Origin of the sequence: Coprococcus sp. AM97-35 (assembly GCF_027697525.1) — a bacterium.
GTDB lineage: Bacteria > Bacillota > Clostridia > Lachnospirales > Lachnospiraceae > Allocoprococcus > Allocoprococcus comes.
Genome location: NZ_JAQESL010000004.1, coordinates 206,424 through 227,256, shown reverse-complemented (window position 1 = coordinate 227,256; position 20,833 = coordinate 206,424). Strand labels below are relative to the sequence as shown.

The 20,833-nt window shown below is 42.5% G+C and carries 21 protein-coding genes and 1 riboswitch; of the genes, 12 read left to right on the top strand and 9 right to left on the bottom strand.

All coding sequences use genetic code 11. The features are described from left to right. Nucleotides 1-133: 133 nt before the first annotated feature. Nucleotides 134-2,038, top strand: a complete 1,905-nt coding sequence (metG, locus tag PG840_RS06090; protein WP_173824907.1) for a methionine--tRNA ligase — start codon at nucleotides 134-136, stop codon at nucleotides 2,036-2,038. A gap of 64 nt (nucleotides 2,039-2,102) precedes the next feature. On the opposite strand, the gene PG840_RS06085 is transcribed toward metG, so the two are convergent. The 4 genes from PG840_RS06085 to PG840_RS06070 form a co-directional block, all read right to left on the bottom strand. Beyond that, on the bottom strand, nucleotides 2,103-2,339 hold the full coding sequence (locus tag PG840_RS06085; RefSeq protein ID WP_117558755.1) for a hypothetical protein: 237 nt from the start codon (nucleotides 2,337-2,339) through the stop codon (nucleotides 2,103-2,105). Nucleotides 2,340-2,511: 172 nt separating this feature from the next. After that, nucleotides 2,512-3,822, bottom strand: a complete 1,311-nt coding sequence (gene thiC, locus PG840_RS06080) for a phosphomethylpyrimidine synthase ThiC (RefSeq protein ID WP_117824574.1) — start codon at nucleotides 3,820-3,822, stop codon at nucleotides 2,512-2,514. A gap of 273 nt (nucleotides 3,823-4,095) precedes the next feature. Continuing rightward, nucleotides 4,096-4,602, bottom strand: coding sequence for an energy coupling factor transporter S component ThiW (thiW, locus tag PG840_RS06075; protein WP_008374099.1), 507 nt, complete (start codon nucleotides 4,600-4,602; stop codon nucleotides 4,096-4,098). Between the two features lie 140 nt (nucleotides 4,603-4,742). Continuing rightward, nucleotides 4,743-4,851, bottom strand: a riboswitch (TPP riboswitch). Nucleotides 4,852-5,175: 324 nt separating this feature from the next. Then, nucleotides 5,176-5,466: a hypothetical protein gene (locus tag PG840_RS06070; protein ID WP_022220418.1), complete on the bottom strand. Its 291-nt coding sequence runs from the start codon at nucleotides 5,464-5,466 to the stop codon at nucleotides 5,176-5,178. 206 nt (nucleotides 5,467-5,672) lie between these two features. Here PG840_RS06070 and PG840_RS06065 point away from each other — a divergent pair, with 206 nt between their 5' ends. From PG840_RS06065 to PG840_RS06040, 6 genes are all read left to right on the top strand, one after another. After that, nucleotides 5,673-6,434 (top strand): TatD family hydrolase, encoded by a 762-nt coding sequence (locus tag PG840_RS06065; protein WP_270613423.1) that lies wholly within the window; start codon nucleotides 5,673-5,675, stop codon nucleotides 6,432-6,434. Nucleotides 6,435-6,467: 33 nt separating this feature from the next. After that, nucleotides 6,468-7,352 carry a 16S rRNA (adenine(1518)-N(6)/adenine(1519)-N(6))-dimethyltransferase RsmA gene (rsmA, locus tag PG840_RS06060; protein ID WP_270613422.1) on the top strand — a complete coding sequence of 295 codons (885 nt, stop codon included), beginning with the start codon at nucleotides 6,468-6,470 and terminating at the stop codon, nucleotides 7,350-7,352. Next, nucleotides 7,342-8,025: a TIGR00266 family protein gene (locus tag PG840_RS06055; RefSeq protein ID WP_055248162.1), complete on the top strand. Its 684-nt coding sequence runs from the start codon at nucleotides 7,342-7,344 to the stop codon at nucleotides 8,023-8,025. Before rsmA ends, PG840_RS06055 begins: the two co-directional genes overlap by 11 nt. Before the next feature lie 110 nt (nucleotides 8,026-8,135). Beyond that, complete coding sequence (locus tag PG840_RS06050) at nucleotides 8,136-9,524, top strand: citrate/2-methylcitrate synthase (RefSeq protein WP_008374090.1); 1,389 nt, start codon at nucleotides 8,136-8,138, stop codon at nucleotides 9,522-9,524. 152 nt (nucleotides 9,525-9,676) lie between these two features. After that, nucleotides 9,677-9,934 carry an HPr family phosphocarrier protein gene (locus PG840_RS06045; RefSeq protein WP_022220417.1) on the top strand — a complete coding sequence of 86 codons (258 nt, stop codon included), beginning with the start codon at nucleotides 9,677-9,679 and terminating at the stop codon, nucleotides 9,932-9,934. A 47-nt stretch (nucleotides 9,935-9,981) separates the two neighbouring features. After that, entirely contained in the window at nucleotides 9,982-10,881 is a 900-nt protein-coding gene (locus tag PG840_RS06040) for a LysR family transcriptional regulator (RefSeq protein WP_270613428.1), read from the top strand. 16 nt (nucleotides 10,882-10,897) lie between these two features. On the opposite strand, the gene PG840_RS06035 is transcribed toward PG840_RS06040, so the two are convergent. Continuing rightward, a complete protein-coding gene (locus PG840_RS06035) occupies nucleotides 10,898-11,986 on the bottom strand; it encodes a DUF3810 domain-containing protein (RefSeq protein WP_270613421.1) in 1,089 nt (362 codons plus the stop codon). Nucleotides 11,987-12,626: 640 nt separating this feature from the next. After that, entirely contained in the window at nucleotides 12,627-13,997 is a 1,371-nt protein-coding gene (locus tag PG840_RS06030) for an MATE family efflux transporter (protein WP_270613420.1), read from the bottom strand. 235 nt (nucleotides 13,998-14,232) lie between these two features. Between PG840_RS06030 and PG840_RS06025 the strand changes: the two genes are divergently transcribed. The 4 genes from PG840_RS06025 to guaA all read left to right on the top strand — a co-directional run bounded on the left by PG840_RS06025 (nucleotide 14,233) and on the right by guaA (nucleotide 17,942). Further along, nucleotides 14,233-14,448, top strand: coding sequence for a hypothetical protein (locus PG840_RS06025; RefSeq protein ID WP_117835390.1), 216 nt, complete (start codon nucleotides 14,233-14,235; stop codon nucleotides 14,446-14,448). 32 nt (nucleotides 14,449-14,480) lie between these two features. Further along, nucleotides 14,481-14,735, top strand: a complete 255-nt coding sequence (gene spoIIID, locus PG840_RS06020) for a sporulation transcriptional regulator SpoIIID (protein ID WP_055155744.1) — start codon at nucleotides 14,481-14,483, stop codon at nucleotides 14,733-14,735. A gap of 100 nt (nucleotides 14,736-14,835) precedes the next feature. Beyond that, complete coding sequence (locus PG840_RS06015; protein ID WP_270475433.1) at nucleotides 14,836-16,200, top strand: MATE family efflux transporter; 1,365 nt, start codon at nucleotides 14,836-14,838, stop codon at nucleotides 16,198-16,200. Nucleotides 16,201-16,394: 194 nt separating this feature from the next. Next, nucleotides 16,395-17,942, top strand: a complete 1,548-nt coding sequence (guaA, locus tag PG840_RS06010; protein ID WP_117558786.1) for a glutamine-hydrolyzing GMP synthase — start codon at nucleotides 16,395-16,397, stop codon at nucleotides 17,940-17,942. Between the two features lie 77 nt (nucleotides 17,943-18,019). Here guaA and PG840_RS06005 read toward each other — a convergent pair whose 3' ends face one another. The 3 genes from PG840_RS06005 to PG840_RS05995 form a co-directional block, all read right to left on the bottom strand. Next, complete coding sequence (locus PG840_RS06005) at nucleotides 18,020-19,201, bottom strand: site-specific integrase (RefSeq protein ID WP_005333347.1); 1,182 nt, start codon at nucleotides 19,199-19,201, stop codon at nucleotides 18,020-18,022. Between the two features lie 34 nt (nucleotides 19,202-19,235). Further along, entirely contained in the window at nucleotides 19,236-19,430 is a 195-nt protein-coding gene (locus PG840_RS06000) for a DUF3173 domain-containing protein (protein WP_005333349.1), read from the bottom strand. A gap of 381 nt (nucleotides 19,431-19,811) precedes the next feature. Beyond that, entirely contained in the window at nucleotides 19,812-20,129 is a 318-nt protein-coding gene (locus PG840_RS05995; RefSeq protein ID WP_005333350.1) for a helix-turn-helix domain-containing protein, read from the bottom strand. A 192-nt stretch (nucleotides 20,130-20,321) separates the two neighbouring features. On the opposite strand from PG840_RS05995, the gene PG840_RS05990 reads away from it, so the two are divergent. Further along, a complete protein-coding gene (locus tag PG840_RS05990; protein ID WP_425458801.1) occupies nucleotides 20,322-20,510 on the top strand; it encodes a 2-ketoisovalerate ferredoxin oxidoreductase in 189 nt (62 codons plus the stop codon). Nucleotides 20,511-20,833: the final 323 nt, after the last annotated feature.

Genomic DNA, 20,833 nt, shown 5'->3' with positions numbered 1-20,833 from the left:
ACGGTAATAATCCCGTCTTCTATATTTTATAGAAGGCGGTTTTTTATTTAACAGGAAGTTTCTGTTAAATAAAAGGCACTACGTGCCGGCGATGTGCACTTTTTTAATTTAAAGAAAAAGGAGATAAAGAATCATGGCAGACAAACCAAAATATTATATTACAACTGCAATTGCCTATACATCAGGTAAGCCACATATCGGTAACACATACGAGATCGTGCTGGCAGACGCAATTGCACGTTATAAGAGAAGTCAGGGATATGATGTTTTTTTCCAGACAGGAACTGACGAACATGGACAGAAAATTGAATTAAAAGCAGAAGAAGCGGGCGTTACACCAAAAGAATTTGTAGATAACGTATCCGGGGAGATTAAGAGAATCTGGGATCTGATGAACACTTCTTATGACAAATTTATCCGTACAACGGATGATTATCATGAGAAAGAAGTACAGAAGATATTCAAGAAACTGTATGACCAGGGAGATATTTACAAAGGACACTACGAAGGAATGTACTGTACTCCATGTGAATCCTTCTTCACAGAATCTCAGCTTGTAGATGGAAAATGTCCGGACTGCGGACGCCCGGTACAGCCTGCAAAAGAAGAAGCATACTTCTTCAAGATGAGCAAATATGCAGACAGACTGATTGAATATATCAATACACATCCGGAATTTATCCAGCCGGTAGCACGTAAGAATGAGATGATGAACAATTTCCTTCTTCCGGGACTTCAGGATCTGTGTGTATCCAGAACTTCCTTCAAATGGGGAATTCCGGTAGACTTTGATCCAAAACATGTCGTTTATGTATGGCTTGATGCTCTTACCAACTATATCACTGGTATCGGATATCACTGTGATGGTGAAAGCGATGAAATGTTCAATAAGAACTGGCCGGCAGACCTTCATCTGATCGGAAAGGATATCATCCGTTTCCATACAATTTACTGGCCGATCTTCCTGATGGCACTTGGACTTCCGCTTCCGAAGCAGGTATTTGGACATCCGTGGCTTCTTCAGGGCGATGGAAAGATGAGTAAATCAAAAGGAAATGTACTCTATGCAGATGAACTCGTAGATTTCTTTGGCGTAGATGCGGTTCGTTACTTTGTTCTGCATGAGATGCCGTTTGAAAACGATGGTGTAATTTCGTGGGAATTAATGGTAGAGAGACTGAACTCAGATCTTGCCAATACACTGGGTAACCTTGTAAACCGTACTATTTCTATGACAAATAAATACTTTGGCGGAACTGTGACAAATAAAGGTGTTACAGAAGAAGTAGATGCAGATCTGAAAGCTGTAACAGAAAATACACCGAAGCTCGTAGAAGCAAAAATGGAAGAACTGCGTGTAGCAGATGCGATCACAGAGATCTTCAATCTGTTTAAACGCTGTAACAAATATATTGATGAGACAATGCCTTGGGCACTTGCTAAGGATGAAAGTAAAAAGGATCGTCTGGAGACAGTACTCTGGAATCTGATCCAGAGTATTTCCGAAGGTGCAAAACTTCTGGAATCCTTCATGCCGGAAACAGCTGAAAAGATCCTGGCACAGCTTGGTGGCGGACATGTGGTAGAAAAACCGGAAATCCTGTTCCAGAGACTCGACCTGGAAGAAGTCATGAAAAAAGTAGAAGAGCTTCATCCAAAGGTTAAAGAAGAAAAGGAAGAGGAAGAAGAAGGAATCGACATCGAAGCAAAACCGGAGATCACTTTTGAAGATTTTGAAAAGATGCAGTTCCAGGTAGGTGAGATCATTTCTTGCGAAGCAGTTAAGAAATCCAAGAAGCTTCTCTGCTCACAGGTTAAGATCGGAAGTCAGGTAAAACAGATCGTTTCCGGAATCAAAGCACACTATACACCGGAAGAAATGGTAGGTAAGAAGGTTATGGTTCTTGTGAACCTGAAACCTGCAAAACTCGCCGGAGTGCTTTCAGAAGGTATGCTGCTCTGCGCAGAAGATGCAGATGGTAATCTTGCGCTGATGACACCGGAGAAGAAGATGCCGGCAGGAGCAGAGATCTGTTAATTAAATGATTGGATAAATAAAAACGAGGAGAAGAATCCAGGATATGGAAACTTCTCCTCAATTTTTAATGTTGAGAATTGTCTGATTTTTTTTCATCTGTGATACTTTCTTCGCTGTTCAGCTTTGATTCTAAACCTGTATTCTTTTCTTTCAGTGTGGCAAGCTGGTGATTCAGCTCCAGATTTTGTGAGTACAGTTTTTTGTTCGACTGTTTGAGTGTATGTATTCTGCACATCGAAAAAATAAGGAGAATAGCAAGTACAATAAGAGTAACATCTTTCCACATTATTTTATTTTTCATAAACCTTTCCCTCCCGTTGTATCCTTTTTGCTGTGTAATCATTATACATCAAACCCGAAAATTTACCACTGGCAAAGTGCTATATTTTGTAGAACAAATAGAGCGAAAATTAGTGAAAAAGAAAAGAACCGGATAATTTCCGATTCTCTTCTTTTGCAAGCAATCTTTAAGTTTACAGAATATCAATATATTCTCCGGCAAGTGCTTTGTTCATACTTCTTACAGCACAGAATTTTCCGCACATACTGCAGGTATCGCTGTGGTCGTCTTCTGGTTTACGACTGTCACGGATTGCCTTTGCTGTTTCAGGATCGAGAGCGCAGGCGTACTGTGCATCCCAGTCAAGAACACGGCGTGCATCTGCCATCTTGTCATCGATATCACGTGCATGCGGGATACCTTTTGCAATATCAGCGGCATGGGCTGCAATCTTAGAAGCAATGATTCCCTGTTTGGTATCTTCTACGTTTGGAAGAGCAAGGTGTTCTGCCGGTGTAACGTAGCAAAGGAAAGCAGCTCCGCTCATAGCGGCAACAGCTCCACCGATGGCAGCTGTGATATGGTCATATCCAGGAGCGATATCAGTAACAAGAGGTCCAAGTACATAGAACGGTGCGCCCATGCAGATACTCTGCTGTACTTTCATGTTGGCAGCAACCTGATCCAGCGGCACATGTCCAGGTCCTTCTACCATAACCTGTACATTATGATCCCATGCACGTTTGGTCAGTTCTCCGAGGCGGACAAGTTCTTCAATCTGGCACACATCAGTAGCATCAGCAAGACATCCCGGACGGCAGGCATCACCAAGAGAAATAGTTACGTCGTATTCTTCGCAGATGTCGAGGATTTCATCGTAATGCTCATAGAATGGGTTTTCTTCTCCGGTCATGCACATCCATGCAAAGACAAGACTTCCGCCACGGCTTACAATGTTCATTTTACGTTTATGTTTTTTGATCTGTTCGATGGTTTTTCTTGTGATTCCACAGTGAAGAGTGACAAAGTCAACGCCATCCTCTGCGTGAAGACGGACAACATCAATAAAATCCTGTGCAGTAAGAGTTGCCAGGTCTCTCTGATAATGAATGACACTGTCATAGACCGGTACAGTTCCGATCATAGCCGGGCACTCGTGTGTCAGCTTCTGACGGAATGGCTGGGTATTACCGTGGCTGGAAAGATCCATAATTGCTTCTGCACCGAGATTAACGGCACTCATAACTTTTTGCATTTCAATATCATAGTCTTTGCAGTCGCGGGAAACGCCTAAGTTGACATTGATCTTGGTACGGAGCATACTTCCGACACCTTCCGGGTCAAGGCAGGTATGGTTCTTGTTGGCACAGATGGCAACCTTGCCTTCTGCGACAAGCTGCATCATCTTTTCAACAGGCATATGTTCCTTTTTTGCTACGGTTTCGATTTCCGGAGTCAGAATTCCTTTTCTGGCAGCGTCCATCTGGGTTGTGTAATTTCTCATGTTGTTTTGCCTCCGTTTCTTATTGGTTTGTGAGTATCACAAAAATCTGGCGTCAGCAAAACACGGACAGCGTACACGAAAAAAACCAGACACAGCCTGATGGGTACACTTCCAGTTCGGAATGATAGAATTGCTAACGCCTTTGTCGGAAAATTTCCGGCAATGAACAGGATTTTATTTGAAAATCTCTGCCTTTTATTACGCGATACAAGGTGGTGTCCCCGGTGTAACGCGGTTTCATTTACAGCAGAGTGCTGTAAGAATGAATGATGATTATGCTTCTTTGATCTGTGACATAACGCCGCCTTTTTCCAGAACTGTGATCAGGATGAAAGCAAGGATGCTTCCTGCGACAGTGGAAATAAGGAATGGAACGACATAAACGAAAAGTCCTGCCGGCGCAATTCCCATCAGATACAAAGCAACCGGATAAGCGGCAAGTGCGCCAAGGAATCCGGTTCCGATCGCTTCGGCAAGGCAGGTAAGACTTAAGATGTGGCATTTTTTGTAGACAAGACCACAGCATAAAGCACCGACCATGCTTCCAGGGAAAGCCATAAGGCTTCCGAGACCGAGCAGATTGCGGAGTAAACTTGCACAGAATGCAATGCCGACGCCCCATGCAGGACCAAGTGTTACGGCGGCAAGAATGTTGACCATATGCTGTACCGGAGCGCATTTGCTTCCGGCAACCGGTACACTGATAAAGCTTCCGACGATTGCAAGCGCGGTGAGAACACCGGCAAGTGCGAGTTTCTTTGTTGTATTATTTTGTTTCATAGTAGAGTTCTCCTTCCTTTTAAATAAAAAAGGAACTCCACACCTGAGTGGAGTTCCTGCTGTCCGTAATCACGGAACACGTTGTCAGCGTGTTCTGATCTGTCATGTAAAAAAATAAGAGATGCGGAGGCATCTCTATCAAATACATGGTATACATTCCCTCCGTTGGCATTATCCAAATCAGGTTACAGGTCGGGACAGATAAAATCCCCTCTCAGCCAGTTATCTCCAGCTCCCTGGTACATATGAACTTGTACAAGTAGAATTATAGCGCGGCAAGCCGGATTTGACAAGAGGAAATGAAAAAGTATCTCAGAAAAGACATTGTGCAGTTACTGTTCACTCCCGTGTCAATCACTTCGCTGATTGACACGGAGGATGCATGTTTTGGCTTGTATGCATCTCGCCCCATCGCCAAAGGCGATTTAAAATGGCGAGATGCGTTGCTGGTCGCACATCGTGTGAACAGTAACATTGTGCAGAATCAGAGTAGATTTTTGCACAATAAAAGACGGACAGAAAGTTCTGCCCGTCCGGAATTTCATTACCGTCTTATGTAGAATACAGCAGAGATTAGCTGAGCTCTACCTTTAAAGCATCTTCCGGTTTGAATTCATTGTAAAGGTCATAGATGTTGTGACCAGTAGACTCGCTGAGGACACGACCTTCCAGAGAGTAGCAGCGGATGAAACGCTTTTTGTCGATTGCTGACCAATGCTCTACATCCCAGCTCATGTATCCGTCTTCATCAGACTTCTTTTCTTTCAGGTATACATCAACCTGGCGTCCGTCTACCATAATGTCTACAAGTTTCTTTGTGTCGGCTTCCAGCTCGACATTGTTTACAGTGTCAAATACTTTCATTTTAAAATCCTCCTATAATATCTGATCAGAATCTTCAGAAATATATTCCCCATACATTTGCAGATGTGATCTATTTGCACTATCTATAGTATACATAGAAGAAACCGGATAAGCAAGTAAAAAAAGTGACTATTCAGCGGCTAAGAATGTGTGGTATACTTAGAACATCTTAGAGCAGTCAGTAAAAAGAAAGCGAGACGAAGGAAATGATATTTGATACACATGCACATTATGATGATGAACAGTTTGACGGGGACCGGGATGAGCTTTTAAAATCTATGCCGGATCTTGGAGTCGGAACAATCGTGGATGTAAGTGCGACTTATGAATCCTGTGAGAAGGTTTTGGCACTTGCCGGAAAGTATCCACATGTTTATGCTGCAATCGGTGTGCATCCGGATGAGGTTGGAGAACTTAACGAAGATAAGATCCAACACATGAAAGAACTCTGCCGTAACAAAAAAGTGGTTGCAGTCGGAGAGATCGGTCTGGATTATTATTGGGATAATGAACCGCATGAGGTACAGCAGAAGTGGTTTATCCGCCAGCTGGAGCTCGCGGGAGAAGTAAAGAAACCAGTAATTATCCACAGCAGGGAAGCTGCCGCAGATACCATGTATATCATGAAAAATTATGCACAGGGGCTTGGCGGAGTTATTCACTGCTATTCCTATTCACGTGAAATGGCTGAAGAATATGTGAAGATGGGATTCTATATTGGAATCGGTGGAGTCGTCACATTTAAGAATGCAAAGAAATTAAAAGATGTCGCAGCTGCGATCCCGATCGAGAAGATCGTGCTGGAGACAGACTGCCCGTATATGGCACCGGAGCCGTACCGTGGCAAACGGAATCAGTCTTCTTATATCCGGTATGTGGCTGAGAAAATTGCAGAGTTAAAAGAGATGAGTCCGGAAGAAGTGATCGCTGTGACAGAGAAAAATGCGAGAGATCTGTACGGCATCTAAGACGCAGGCAATGAATAATCAGGAGAATAACAGATGAAAACACCTACACTTGGAAATCCGCAGAATACCATTGAGATTCTGCAAAAATATAATTTTAATTTTCAGAAAAAATTTGGACAGAACTTTCTGATCGATGAGCATGTGCTGGATAAGATCATTCGTGCAGCCGAGATCACAAAGGATGATTACGTGTTGGAGATCGGCCCTGGAATCGGGACGATGACACAGTACCTTGCCTGTGCGGCAAGAGAAGTAACTGCAGTTGAGATAGACCGTGCGCTGATTCCAATTCTTGAAGACACGTTAAAAGAATATGACAACGTATCGATCATCAATGAAGATATCCTGAAGGTGGATATTGCAGCACTTGCAAAGGAGAAGAACGGAGGACGGCCGATCAAGGTGGTTGCGAATCTTCCATATTATATAACGACACCGATCATCATGGGCTTGTTTGAAAGCCATGTGCCGCTTGAGAGTATTACGGTTATGGTACAGAAAGAAGTGGCTGACCGTATGCAGGTAGGACCGGGAACAAAGGATTATGGTGCACTTTCACTTGCTGTACAGTATTATGCAGAGCCGTATATTGTTGCAAATGTACCCCCGAACTGTTTCATGCCGCGTCCGGCAGTCGGCTCAGCAGTAATCCGCCTGACAAGACATCAGAAGCCTCCGGTAGAGGTTATGGATGAAAAGCTGATGTTCCGCCTGATACGGGCATCCTTTAATCAGAGGAGGAAGACTTTGGCAAATGGCCTTAAGAATTCAGGAGAGCTGAATCTTTCGAAGGAAGTCATTACTGCTGCGATAGAGAAACTCGGAAAAGGAAGCAGTGTCCGGGGAGAAGCACTGGATCTGGAAGAATTTGCCAGACTGACTAATATTATAAAGGAGGAAATGAAGCATGAGGTATGAAATCAAGGGTGATACCCTTCCGGTAGTGATCTGCCATCTGGAAGCTGGCGAGCGTATGATCACAGAGCGGGGATCCATGGCATGGATGTCTCCGAATATGAAGATGGAGACTTCGACAAATGGAGGATTTGGAAAAGCATTTGGAAGAATGTTCTCTGGAGAAGCGATGTTCCAGAATATCTATACCGCACAGGGCGGGAATGGACTGATTGCATTTGCATCCAGCTTTCCGGGTTCGATCAAGGCATTTGAAATCGGACCGGGGCAAGAATATATTTTTCAGAAAAAAGCATTCCTTGCTGGCGAACCTGGAGTAAATATATCTGTTCATTTTCACAAGAAAGTGGCTTCAGGACTATTTGGAGGAGAAGGATTTATCTTGCAGAAGGTATCCGGAAATGGAATTGTATTTGCAGAATTCGATGGACATGTGGTAGAATACGAATTACAACCGGGTCAGCAGATCGTGATTGATTCCGGTTATCTGGCAGCGATGAGTGTAACATGCCAGATGGATATCCAGACTGTGCCGGGACTTAAGAATATTGTCTTTGGCGGAGAAGGATTATTTAATACGGTTATTACAGGACCGGGACATGTATGGCTTCAGACAATGCCGATCAGCAGTGTGGCAGATTCATTGAGACCATATTTTCCAACAAGTAGTAAGTAGTTTACAAATAAGAAGAAGGGACGGGGGACGATGCTAAAAGTGCGTGTTTCCGTCCTTCATTCATACTTTCTGCAGTATTTGCAGAACCTTTAACAGAAAGGAGTAGGTGTATGACAAATTCAGTGAACAGTGCGAAAGATCTGGATAGCATTCTGTTTGATATTTCGCCGAAAATCAAGGAACTTGCCGGATTATGTGAAGCGAATACCGGGATCGACAAAGAACTTTTTGTAAAGCATGATGTAAAAAGAGGTCTCCGTGATGTAAACGGAAAAGGAGTCCTTGCGGGACTTACCAACATTTCCGATGTATGTGCCAAAAAGATTGTAAATGGCGAAGAAGTTCCGTGTGCCGGTAATTTGTATTATCGAGGCTATAACATCAAGGATCTGGTTCGTGGATTCCTGGATGCGGATCATTTTGGATATGAAGAAATTGCATATCTGCTTCTTTTTGGTGAACTTCCGACGGTTGTACAGTTGGATGGGTTTCATGAGACACTGACGGAGAGAAGGACACTTCCGCCGAATTTTGTGCGCGATGTTATTATGAAGGCACCGAGCCATGATATGATGAACAATATTTCAAGGGCGATTCTGAATCTGTATTCTTACGATGAAAAAGCTGATGATACTTCAATCCCGAATGTTCTCAGACAGTGTCTGAACCTGATCAGTGAATTTCCGATGCTGATGGTCTACGGATATCATGCATACAATTATCGTCAGGGTCAGGATATGTACATCTATGCACCGGATCCGCAGAAGTCCACCGCGGAAAATATTCTGATGATGCTTCGTGAAGACCGACAGTATACGGAGCTGGAAGCAAGGATCCTGGATATGGCACTTGTGCTGCATATGGATCACGGTGGTGGAAACAACTCTACATTTACTACCCACGTTGTCACTTCGTCCGGAACAGACACCTATTCTACAATTTCTGCTGCAATGGCATCGTTAAAAGGTCCGAAGCACGGCGGTGCGAACATCAAAGTGACGCAGATGTTTGCTGATATGAAAGAAGAGGTCAAAGACTGGGAAGATGACGATGAGGTAAGAGCATATCTGGAAGGTCTGCTTGCAAGGGAGAGGTTTGATAAAAAAGGTCTGATCTATGGAATGGGTCATGCGATTTATTCAGTATCTGATCCACGTGCTGAGATTTTCAAGAAATTTGTGGCTCAGCTTGCACATGAAAAAGGATACGATAAAGAATACGCACTTTATGAGAAAGTGGAACATATGGCACCGGAAATCATTGCCGAAAAAAGAAAGATGTATAAAGGGGTAAATGCAAATGTCGATTTTTACAGCGGACTGGTTTACCATATGCTTGGAATTCCGGAGCAGCTTTATACGCCGATCTTTGCCGCAGCGCGAATCGTTGGATGGAGTGCACATCGTCTGGAGGAGCTGATCAATGTGGATAAGATTATTCGTCCGGCATATATGCCACTGGCAGAGTATCGAGAATATAAAAATTTAAATGACAGATAGTGTTGACAAACTGCTATGTAGTATGTAAAATAAAGAAACAACTGATATGTTCAAATGACATATCAGACATTTCAAAGAGACATTTCTCAAATTGTACGATATTGTGTAAACTAGACATCAGGAAAAAAAGACTTGCGGAGGGTTGACCTATTATGGTACAGAAGAATATACGTTTTATGACTACAGGACAATTGATGACTTTTTGTAATGTCTGCCAGAAGATGAATGCAGATATTACGGTAAAGGATGTGACAGGACGTTTCGAGATCGATGCCAAATCGATCGTGGGACTGATGACGATAAGAATGGGAGAGAAGATGCATCTTCTGATCGAAGGCGAAGAGGAACATCTGGCCGACAGTTATTTTGAAAAATTTGACTGTACACCGGTTACGATTCCGTTCAGTTAAAGGCGGCACTGGATATGCCGGAGATATACGGAACAAGGAGCAGGAAGATGGAAGTTACCTATGATTATTACCGTATTTTTTATTATGCGGCAAAGTATAAAAGTTTCTCACAGGCGGCGACAATCCTGATGAGTAATCAGCCGAATGTAACGAGGGCAATCCACAATCTGGAAAGTCAGCTTGGATGCAGATTATTTATCCGGTCTAACCGGGGAGCAGAGCTTACACCGGAGGGAGAACGGCTTTATTCACATGTTGCAATTGCATACGATCATCTGCATGCAGCAGAGCTAGAGCTTGAAAATGAAAAGAAGCTGGAACAGGGAACCGTAACGATCGGGGTAAGTGAGATTGCATTGCATTTGCTTCTGCTTCCGGTGCTGGGAGAGTTTAGAAGAAAGTATCCTAAAATCAGACTTCGCATTTCGAGTTATACAGCACCACAGGCGATACAGACGGTTCGAAACGGACTTTCAGATTTTGCGGTAGCATCTACACCGGCAGAGGTGAAAAAGCCTTTAAAGGCAATTCCGCTTCTTTCATTTAAAGAAATTCTGGTTGCGAATGCGGCGTACAAAGATATGTTTAAAGAACCGGTAAGTTTGAAAAAGCTGGTGGAGTATCCATTTATCTGCCTTGGGAAAAACACGTCAACTTATGATTTTTATACCAGATTTTTTCTGGAGCATGGAATTGCAGTGACGGCAGATACCGAAGCAGCAACCATCGATCAGATTCTGCCGATGGTAAGACAGAATCTGGGAATCGGGTTTATTCCGGAACCGCTTGCACAGGAAGTGATCGAGCAAGGCATTGTCATTCAGGTTCCACTATTGGAAGAACCACCGGTAAGAGAAATCTGTTTTGTGGAAGATAAGAGCAGCCCTCACAGCATGGCGGCAAACGTATTGAAAGAGATGCTGTTTCAGGCTGGAGAGAAAGAGTAAACTTTATAAGAAAGAATTATTTTGACCGGAACCAGGTGATCATCAGATCAACCATCCGGTCATAACTTTTTATCCCGTCACTTTGGCCATTTGCTTTCAGATAGTGGTCATTGATCTGACCAGATACTTCGGCGACCTTGCTGTCATATCGCTTCCAGAAGCTGCTGTTAGCCGAAAGATCTGCCTTTACATTGTCAGAAAGCCTGTTGTAGATTTCCTCAAAGGTGTCGTAGTCGACTTCGTAAAGTTCATTGGTTGCGTAGATCCAGCCAAGAAGATAGCCGCTGTAGTTGAAGGCGGTATCGTCGGCATTTACACAGGCGAGAAAACCGATAAAATTTGCTTCTTCCTCCTGCATAAATCCACGCAGATGCGAAAGTTCGTGACAGATGGTAAATGGAAGATTGTAGGAAACCATTGCGGAGTTATAGTTTGCCTCAATGGTAAATGGTGAATAGATCCCGGAAAGATTCTGTACCGAGAGAAAAGCCGGAAATAAAAGACCTTTTGGCTGTGGATAGTATCCGGAAAATTCAGGGTAGGTAGTACCGAGGGAGAACATAGCAGCCCGTGCACGATCCTGCAGATCCTTACCCATATCAGCAAGACCGTCAGAATCCCGGTCTAAAGAATCAGAAAGTGCATTTAACTGATCAGTCAGTTCGTTGCATAAAGAGGTCAGTTCAGCCAGAGTATACTGACCGGATTCCAGGTGATATTTTTCTGCAAATGAAGTATGTCCGTAGTTGATTCCGCAGAAAAAAGTATAAATGGTAAACAGACATCCGCAGAGAAGCAGGAGTGAGGAACCGTAGCCGAGCCAGGCCGGGGTCTTTTTTTTGGCATACATTTTGTAAATGGAGCTGACCAGCATCCGGATCAAGGAAAGAAACAGAAGAATGACAAAAATATACAATCCAATTTCAGAAACAGAAAATGGGAAGATTCCGAAAAAGCGTCCGATGGACGAAACGAAAAGCGGGTAAATGGTGGAAGAATACCAATCCGCGAATGCAGAGCTTTTGTGGCTGATGAAAAGAGCAAGGAAACTTATGGCAAATAAAAGAATTGAAAAAATCAGTTTATGTAAAGTAGGGCGTTTCATAATAAATCCTTTCCGGTAATTGAGGATAAAAAGTATGATGTACCAGAGAGACATTCGTGCAAGGTCGTAAAAGGTTTGAGTTCATTTGATGATGAATGGCCGTGACTAACGTTCTGTGCAGGTAGATATCCGGGCACACGGTACTGCATTTACAAATAAAATATGGGACGGAGGATAACCTTCGTCCCAGAATAATATTCTGTAAAAATCAAAGTGCGGCAATCGGGCATGCCCGATTGCGCTCACTTTATGAGGGGGGAGATAGTTGTTTCCCAACTATCCATTTATTACTATACGATGAAAATGTGTCAAAAGTGTTAAGAAATTATAAAATCTGATTAAAAATATAAAAATGATAGGTTTATAGAATATTAAAAAAATCCACAACGCAAGAACCTCTCCATAATGGAGAGGTTCTTGGTGTTTTTATTGTTATCTAAAAGGAATGAGAGTAAAGTGCAGCAATCAGAATTCTGACTGCTTCTACTTTATGAGGGGGAGATAGTTGCTTTATCAACTATCTGATTATTAGTATACAGATAATTTGTGACAGAAATATGTTCAAACTCTAAAAAAAATCAAAAAAATATGAAGAAGAAATAAACAAAACAGGAAAAAATAAAAAAGGTGGGTAGTTAAATTAATTGTCATTAGCGTCAGGTAGGTGTCTGCTGGTGTGGTGGAAGGTGAAGTAGAAAACAATTCCTTTGGTGATAGAGGTAATTGTAAGTGCCCACCATACACCATTCAGACCGAGGCTGGTTTGAGTGAGGATCATGGCAAGTGGGATTCTGGCACTGGTGAGGACAATGCTGATGATACTGCAAAGCTTTGTCATACCAAGACCGGAAAGTGCGCCGATGGTCATAAGCTCAATGGTCATAAAGGTTTCGCTGAATCCGATGATGATCAGATAGTTGATCGCAATCGTCAGAACATCTTTTTCGTGGAAGAAAAGGGAAGCAATCGGTCCTGGCAGGAATACGAAAGCACCGGTTACAATGAGTCCCCAGACAGCGAGGATTTTAAATGAAATATTATATCCTTTCCGAATACGGTCTGGTTTCTTTGCACCGTAGTTCTGACCAACGAAAGCATTTAACGCAGCAGCAAAGCCGTCAGCAGTGTTCCATGAAACAGATTCAATCTGTCCGCCGACTCGCTGTGTGGCAATGGCACCTGCCCCGAATGCAGAAACCATTCGTGTGAGAATCATGGAAATCATGCAGTAAATACTGCTCTGTACTGCTGTCGGAAATCCAATTTTAAAAATACTGATGTAGTATTTTGCAGGGAAACGCGACAGTACATGCATGTTTTGCAGAATATTTGGTTCCAGATCAGAGTGCATAATCCGAATCAGCATGACGATCAGAACCAGTATCTGCGAGGTCACGGTAGCAACTGCAGCACCAACAACCTCAAGCCTTGGAAATGGTCCAAATCCGAGGATCAGAATCGGATCCAGGATCATATTACCAACCAGTCCAAGAAGATTTGCCATAAGCGGTGTCTTGGAATCTCCCTGCGCAGTAGAAAGTCCGGTCAGAGTCAGATTTAAAAATGAAAACAGAATCAGTCCGCAGGTGATCAGTGTATATAATTTCGCAGCGGTATAAGTTTTTGCATCTCCGAGGTTAAAAAAGCCGAGCAGCGGATGAATAAACACGATACATACTGCAGCAAATAAAATTCCCAGTAAAAATGTAAGTCGCAGAGCGGAAGCGGCATATCCCCTTGCCTGTTCATAGTCTCCGCGTCCACAGGCCTGTGCGACATTGACCTGTCCGCCCATTCGCGGAAGTGCCACGAGCCCTTGTGAGAGCCAGACGTACATTCCCCCAACGCCCACCCCGGCAACGGCTTTGGAACCCAGCATGCCGATCCATGCCATGTCCGTAATATTGTAGGCTGTCCCCAGCAGCGAGGAAGCCATGATCGGAAGTGCCAGCTCTGCCAGCGTCTTTAGAATCGGCCCGGAAGTCAGGTCGATTGTTTTTGTTTTACTCATTTTCTCAAATCCTTACCTGTAAAAATAATAAAATTCACCAGTGCTGTAAATATGTCAGCATGGCGTACTATGATAAGGATAACTTATGAGGAGGGGAAAGTCAATCTGGAGAATTCGCGAAAAAAACATGCCCTTTCAAGGAAGGATGGAGAAGATAACCAGAATTCCAAAATAAAAGCCTTTGACTGCACGCCGCGTGCAGCTATAGGCTAGAAAGGAAAAGCAGGGGAAGCTGATGGAAAAAATAATAATACAAAAACTTCATGAAATAGAAGAAAAAGAGCATGGTAAAATATTACTGGCAGGTCAGTGGATTCTGGAGAGTGAAATAGCAGGATTGAGAGAGAAAGCGGGAAAATTAGGGGAAGAAAAAAAGGTAAGTTGGGAGAAATTGAATGAGATATTTTTGAAGGAAGTTCAATCAGACATACATCCCTTCGCCTTTGCATAGATTGTAAAAAAACAAACTATGCAGGGGTTTTTATGAAAGATTATATTGAGGAGAGAGCGGTTGAGATTGCTTATTATATTATTGAAAATAAGGCGACGGTGAGGCAGACGGCGGTGGCGTTTGGGGTAAGTAAGAGTACGATACATAAAGATGTAACAGAACGTCTTCTCCAGATCAACCCATCTCTTGCAGGTGAGGCGCGAAAAGTTCTGGATCTGAACAAATCGGAACGGCACATCCGGGGCGGACTTGCTACCAGAGAAAAGTACCTGCATCAGCACGCATAAAAAATCCTTTTCTTTGCAAAAAGATGGTGTATTACATTTTTACAGTATATAATAGAGAAAACGGGGATATACAAAAGAGAAGGGACAGGAAAAGAGAAGAATGGGGAAAACGAAACAAAAACAGGATCGAAGTCATTATCTGTTTTCCAATCGGGAACTGGCAAATCTGATCGGACCTTTGGTAATCGAGCAGTTATTGGCAGTTTTTGTTGGGATGGCAGATTCTATTATGGTTGCAAATGTTGGAGAAGCAGCTGTGTCGGGCGTGTCGCTGGTTGACAATATTATGATTCTGATCATCAATATTTTTGCAGCACTGGCGACTGGTGGAGCAGTTGTTGCCGGACAGTATATTGGCAGGAAAGATGAAAAATCAGCATGTAAAGCGGCTACACAGCTGGTATGGTTTGTGAGTCTTAGTGCGGTTGCGATCATGATATTGGTTTACTTCGGAAAAGATATAATTCTGAATCAGGTATTTGGTCACATTACAGCGGAAGTAAAAGGACATGCAGATATTTATCTGCTAATTGTAACAGCTTCGATTCCATTTATCGCGTTATATAATGGTGGGGCAGCAATTTTCCGTGCGATGGGGAATTCGCAGGTATCCATGCGGGTATCGCTTTTGATGAATGCAATCAATGTAACCGGAAATGCAATTCTTGTGTTCGGATTACGGATCGGAACGGCGGGTGTTGCAATACCGACACTGATTTCAAGAATGGTTGCCGCGATAGTGATAACAGTGTTGCTCTGCAATCAGACACGTATCTTGCATATTGAGCGGACACTGAAAATCCGGTTTGATGGAAGAATGATACGGAAAATACTTGCAATTGGGGTTCCCAATGGTCTGGAAAACAGTATGTTTCAGCTGGGCAAAATTTTAGTGCTGAGTCTGGTTTCAACCTTCGGTACTTATGCAATTGCGGCAAATGCAGTTTCCAATGCGATTGCGCTGTTCCAGATTCTTCCTGGAATGGCAATCTCGCTGGCAATTACGACAGTTATTTCCCAGTGCGTCGGCGCAAATGACTATGAACAGGTACGTTACTATCTGAAAAAACTGCTTGCGATCATTTATGTGGCAATGGTGGGAACGGTAGCACTTATTTTCCTTGCACTTCCATTGATTTTGAAAGCATACAATTTGTCAGATCAGACAGCAGCGGCAGCAACAAATATTATTCATTTCCATGGAATCAGTGCAATGATTATCTGGCCACTTTCATTTGCTCTTCCAGCAGCGTATCGTGCGGCAGGAGATGCAAAAGCCTGTATGTATACATCGATTGTGTCGATGTGGATTTTCCGGATCGGATTCAGTTATCTGGTAGGAAAATATATGGGACTGGGAGTATTTGGCGTGTGGGTTGCAATGGTGATCGACTGGGTAGTACGTGCAATCTGTTTTATTATCCGGTACTTTAATGGAAAGTGGAAACATGGGGCAATTGTGTAAATACAGAAGAAAGTTGTCATTTGTGTTAGAAAGATGATGCTTGAATATGAGTTTTAATTGCAGACCAGAGTTCAAACTTTGGTTCGGGCGATAGAAAATGCTTGTAAAACATCCAGAGCTCTACTATAATAAAATATAAAAGCAATAAATAGAAAAAGCGGTCTGAAAGGATCGTATTTTACAGGAGGAAAACCTTGAAGAACGAATTAGTGATTGTACTTGACTTTGGTGGACAGTATAACCAGCTTGTCGCAAGACGTGTCAGGGAATGTAATGTATATTGCGAAATTTATTCTTATAAGATTGATATCGAAAAGATTAAAGCAATGAACCCGAAGGGAATTATCCTGACAGGAGGACCGAATAGCTGTTACGAACCGGATTCACCGACTTATTCTGAAGAACTCTTTAAGCTTGGCATTCCGGTACTTGGTCTTTGTTATGGTGCACAGCTTATGTCTCACGTACTTGGCGGAAAAGTTGAAAAAGCTGACGTCAGAGAATATGGTAAGACAGAAGTCATCATCGACAAGAAAGATTCCAAAGTATTTGAAAATGTATCTGCAACAACAACCTGCTGGATGAGCCATTTTGATTATATTTCGCAGGTGGCACCGGGATTTGAGATTACTGCACACACAGCAGACTGTCCGGTAGCAGCAGCAGAAAATGCAGCAGAAAAGCTTTATGCAATCCAGTTCCATCCTGAAGTGCTTCATACACCGGAAGGAACCAAGATGATCAACAACTTTGTAAAGAATGTCTGTGGATGTGTCGGCGAATGGAAGATGGATGCATTTGTTGAAAATACCATCCAGGAAATCCGTGAAAAAGTTGGGGACGGAAGAGTACTTCTTGCGCTTTCAGGCGGAGTTGATTCCTCTGTGGCAGCAGGACTGCTTTCCAGAGCAATCGGCAAACAGCTTACCTGCGTATTTGTAGATCACGGTCTTCTTCGTAAGAATGAAGGCGATGAAGTTGAGGCAGTATTTGGACCGAATGGTCAGTTTGACCTGAACTTTATCCGTGTCAATGCACAGGAAAGATACTACAGCAAGCTTGCCGGAGTTACAGAACCGGAGGCAAAGCGTAAAATTATCGGAGAAGAATTTATCCGTATTTTTGAAGAAGAAGCAAAGAAGATCGGTGCAGTAGAATTCCTTGCACAGGGAACGATTTACCCGGACGTTGTAGAAAGCGGACTTGGCGGAGAATCAGCAGTGATCAAGTCTCATCACAACGTAGGAGGACTTCCGGAGTATGTTGATTTCAAAGAAATCATTGAACCACTTCGTGATCTCTTCAAAGATGAAGTCCGCAAGGCAGGTCTTGAACTTGGACTTCCGGAGAAGCTTGTATTCCGTCAGCCATTCCCGGGACCGGGACTTGGAATCCGTATCATCGGAGAAGTAACGGCTGAAAAAGTACGGATCGTACAGGATGCAGATGCAATTTATAGAGAAGAGATTGCAAACGCGGGACTTGACCGCAGCATCGGACAATATTTTGCAGCCCTGACCAACATGAGAAGCGTTGGTGTTATGGGTGACGAGAGAACTTACGATTATGCAGTTGCACTTCGTGCAGTGAATACGGTAGATTTTATGACTGCTGAGGCAGCGAAGATTCCGTATGAAGTACTTGATAAAGTAATGAGCAGAATTATCAATGAAGTTCGTGGGGTTAACAGAGTATTCTATGATCTGACGAGTAAACCGCCGGGAACGATAGAGTTCGAATAGTTGACGCTGGGCTACAAAGCCTGTAACCACGGGGCTTTGCGGCTTTGGGTGTTTGAAATTGCATTATCATTGCATTTTTATATTTCTTTGTGATACATTGCAGTATGCTGATTACTGGTATAATTAGCAATACTTTGAGAAGCTGACTGGTAGCTGAGAACCCCGGTCAGCTTCTTTGCAATCTCAATATTGGTGTTTGGATACAGATGACCATAAGTTCCTAGTGTCGTCTGTATTTTTTCATGTCCAAGACGCTCTTTAATCAGCAGTGGATTTTCGCCCATGCTGATAAGCAGGGAAGCATGCGAATGTCTCAGGGCATGAATTTTGATTCTGTGGACACCAGCTAAATTTGCCAATTTCTCTAATGCTCTTGGAAGCGTTGTTTTGCTGGTGGGTGTACTGTTATAACTCAGTACGAATCCACAATTTGGTAAAACCTTTGCCTGGACCGCCTTCCATTCTTGTAATTCCTTGATGGTATCAGCATCAATATAAATGGTACGGTTGCTTGCCTGCGTCTTAGGTTCAACGAATTTGTAGTCATTCATTGTTTTATAGTACAGTGTTTTACTAATAATCAGCATACCTGTTTCAAAATCAATATCATCCCACTGTAAGGCGGCAGCCTCTCCAATACGCATTCCAGTCATAAATAAAAGCCAGAACGAGATGAAGAGATAGTGCTCGTAGTAGTCACCTTTGTACAGCAGGGATATTACCTTCTGAAACTCCTCCAAAGTCCAGAAGTCGATCTTTACTTTTTTAGATTTGATATTGCCGATCATGCGGGCAGGATTCTTCTTTGCAAGTCCGAGGATAATCGCCCGGTCAAAAGCTAAACATAACATTCCCTGAACAATGCGTACATAGTTTGGACTGAATTGTTTTGCCAACTTGAGCTGCCAGGTCTGTACATTTATCGCTTCTATTTCGGACACTTTCTTCTTGTAGAAATAGGCAAAGTGTTTTTGAATGGTCGAGTAACGATTCTTGTAGGTACTTTCTTTCACCTGAGTTTTGTACCACGGAAGATAGATTTCTTCAATAAACTTTTTGAAGGTAATGTCTTCCTTCTTATCAGCTAATTCTTCCGTTGATGCAAGAATCAATTTGGAATACTCGGCACGGGCTTCTTTTTTTGTTGAGAATCCGCTGCGGTATTTTTGAATCTGTTTTCCGGTTACAGGATGATATCCGAGGTTGGCTCGAAAATAATAAGTGCCGTTTTCTGCTTTTTTAATTGGATCTTTTGCCATGATTTCACTCCTTACTAAAATGCAAAAAGCACGATCATTCTTGCTTATCGGGCAAAGTAATCCCTAATAATTCTTCAACGGCTTCTTTTGGAACCCTGTCTAATTTTCTGGATTGATAATAGGTATGCCCCTTTTCTACCATAAGTTCCTTTGCTTTTTTGATAATATCAGCAGCAAAGGAAGGACCGTAGCCTAATTCAATCAAATCCCTTTTTGTTACAGTTATCATGAATCTCCTTTCCACAGACAGGGAATCAACTTGATACCTGTCTATTATTATATCAAATTTTGAGTAAAAGTTCTCTAATAAAAGCGCTATAAGCTAAAATCCCAAAAGTCTATGTTATTCTTTCAGAAGCCAGTTCCTATGCCCGTTCCGGCCACGTAAAACGGTGTTACTTTGTAACTATTAAGCTGCAGGCGTGCGAAGATGCAAACTATCTGCAGTCACCTATATCAATCTCCCGAAAGATTTCTTTTGTTTTCAAGGTACGGCGAATGGATATATTACCCATTCAATTAAGGAATAGGGGGCTTTTCTTTAAGATTGAAAAATTTTAAGAAAAAATGATAAAAATAAAAGCTGCCTTGATTTGGCAGCCACGGAAATCTATTTGCGTTTTAGAGCCAGACGATTCAGCATGGAAATGAGCGCAAGCATATCCTCGTCATCGAGTTGTTTCATCAGATCAGTTGCTTTGTCAATCAGAGGAAGATTGTGCAGCTCTGAATCGAAGAACTGTTGAGGAGTGACTTCCAGATAGTCACAGATATCCAGAAAGCTCTGCATGGTAGGCAGAGAACGTCCGGAAGTGAGGGACTGGATGTAGCTTTTATTTTTGCCAAGATCCAGACTCATCTGATATTCAGATACATTTTTCTTTAAACGCAGTTCGCTGATGCGTTCTCCAATAAAGTTTTTATCCATACATTTACACCTCTCTTCCACATTTTAAACTATTTACTTACAGCAAATTACGGAATAAAATAGAGATATATTTGAAATATAGTGATTATTCCGTAATATAACCGTAATTTACTAAAATGATACAAAAAAAGAAATTATGGATGATAGAAAATGGATTTTGGGGTATGATGATAGCAAAGGAAGTGGATGTCTGTGCGGATTATAGGAAATGAGCAGGAAATTGAATGGGCGAAGGAAGCACTGCGGAATCAATGTAACGATTGTCCCTACTTGGACTGCTGTAATGAAAAGGCGAAAGAGGAGTCAAAGCAGTGTGGAACGGTTCGGTTTGGCTGCCGGGAGTATCTGAAAGAGAAGATTGAATTCGTAGTAGAAAAATAGATGTAGTATTTTGAACAAATATAAACACCATATATAGTATAAGCCTGAATTGACATGAGGAATATCTTGTGCTAGTATACTGATATAGTTTATTTTATGCACACCCTTTTTGGGGAGTTTCGGGATTCATAAGAATCTCCAAACTTACGGGAAACAGCAGGAGCTGATTCCTGGCATAAGTAGTTTATGTTTGTAGTGAGTGTCACGGTATGCCTTTTTTGGCTGCGTGGCACTTTTGTTTTTTCAGGAAGAAACCAGACTTTTAAGAATGAACAGAGAAAAGACTCTCTTTTCATTCTTTTTTTGTGCTTACATTTAGGTTT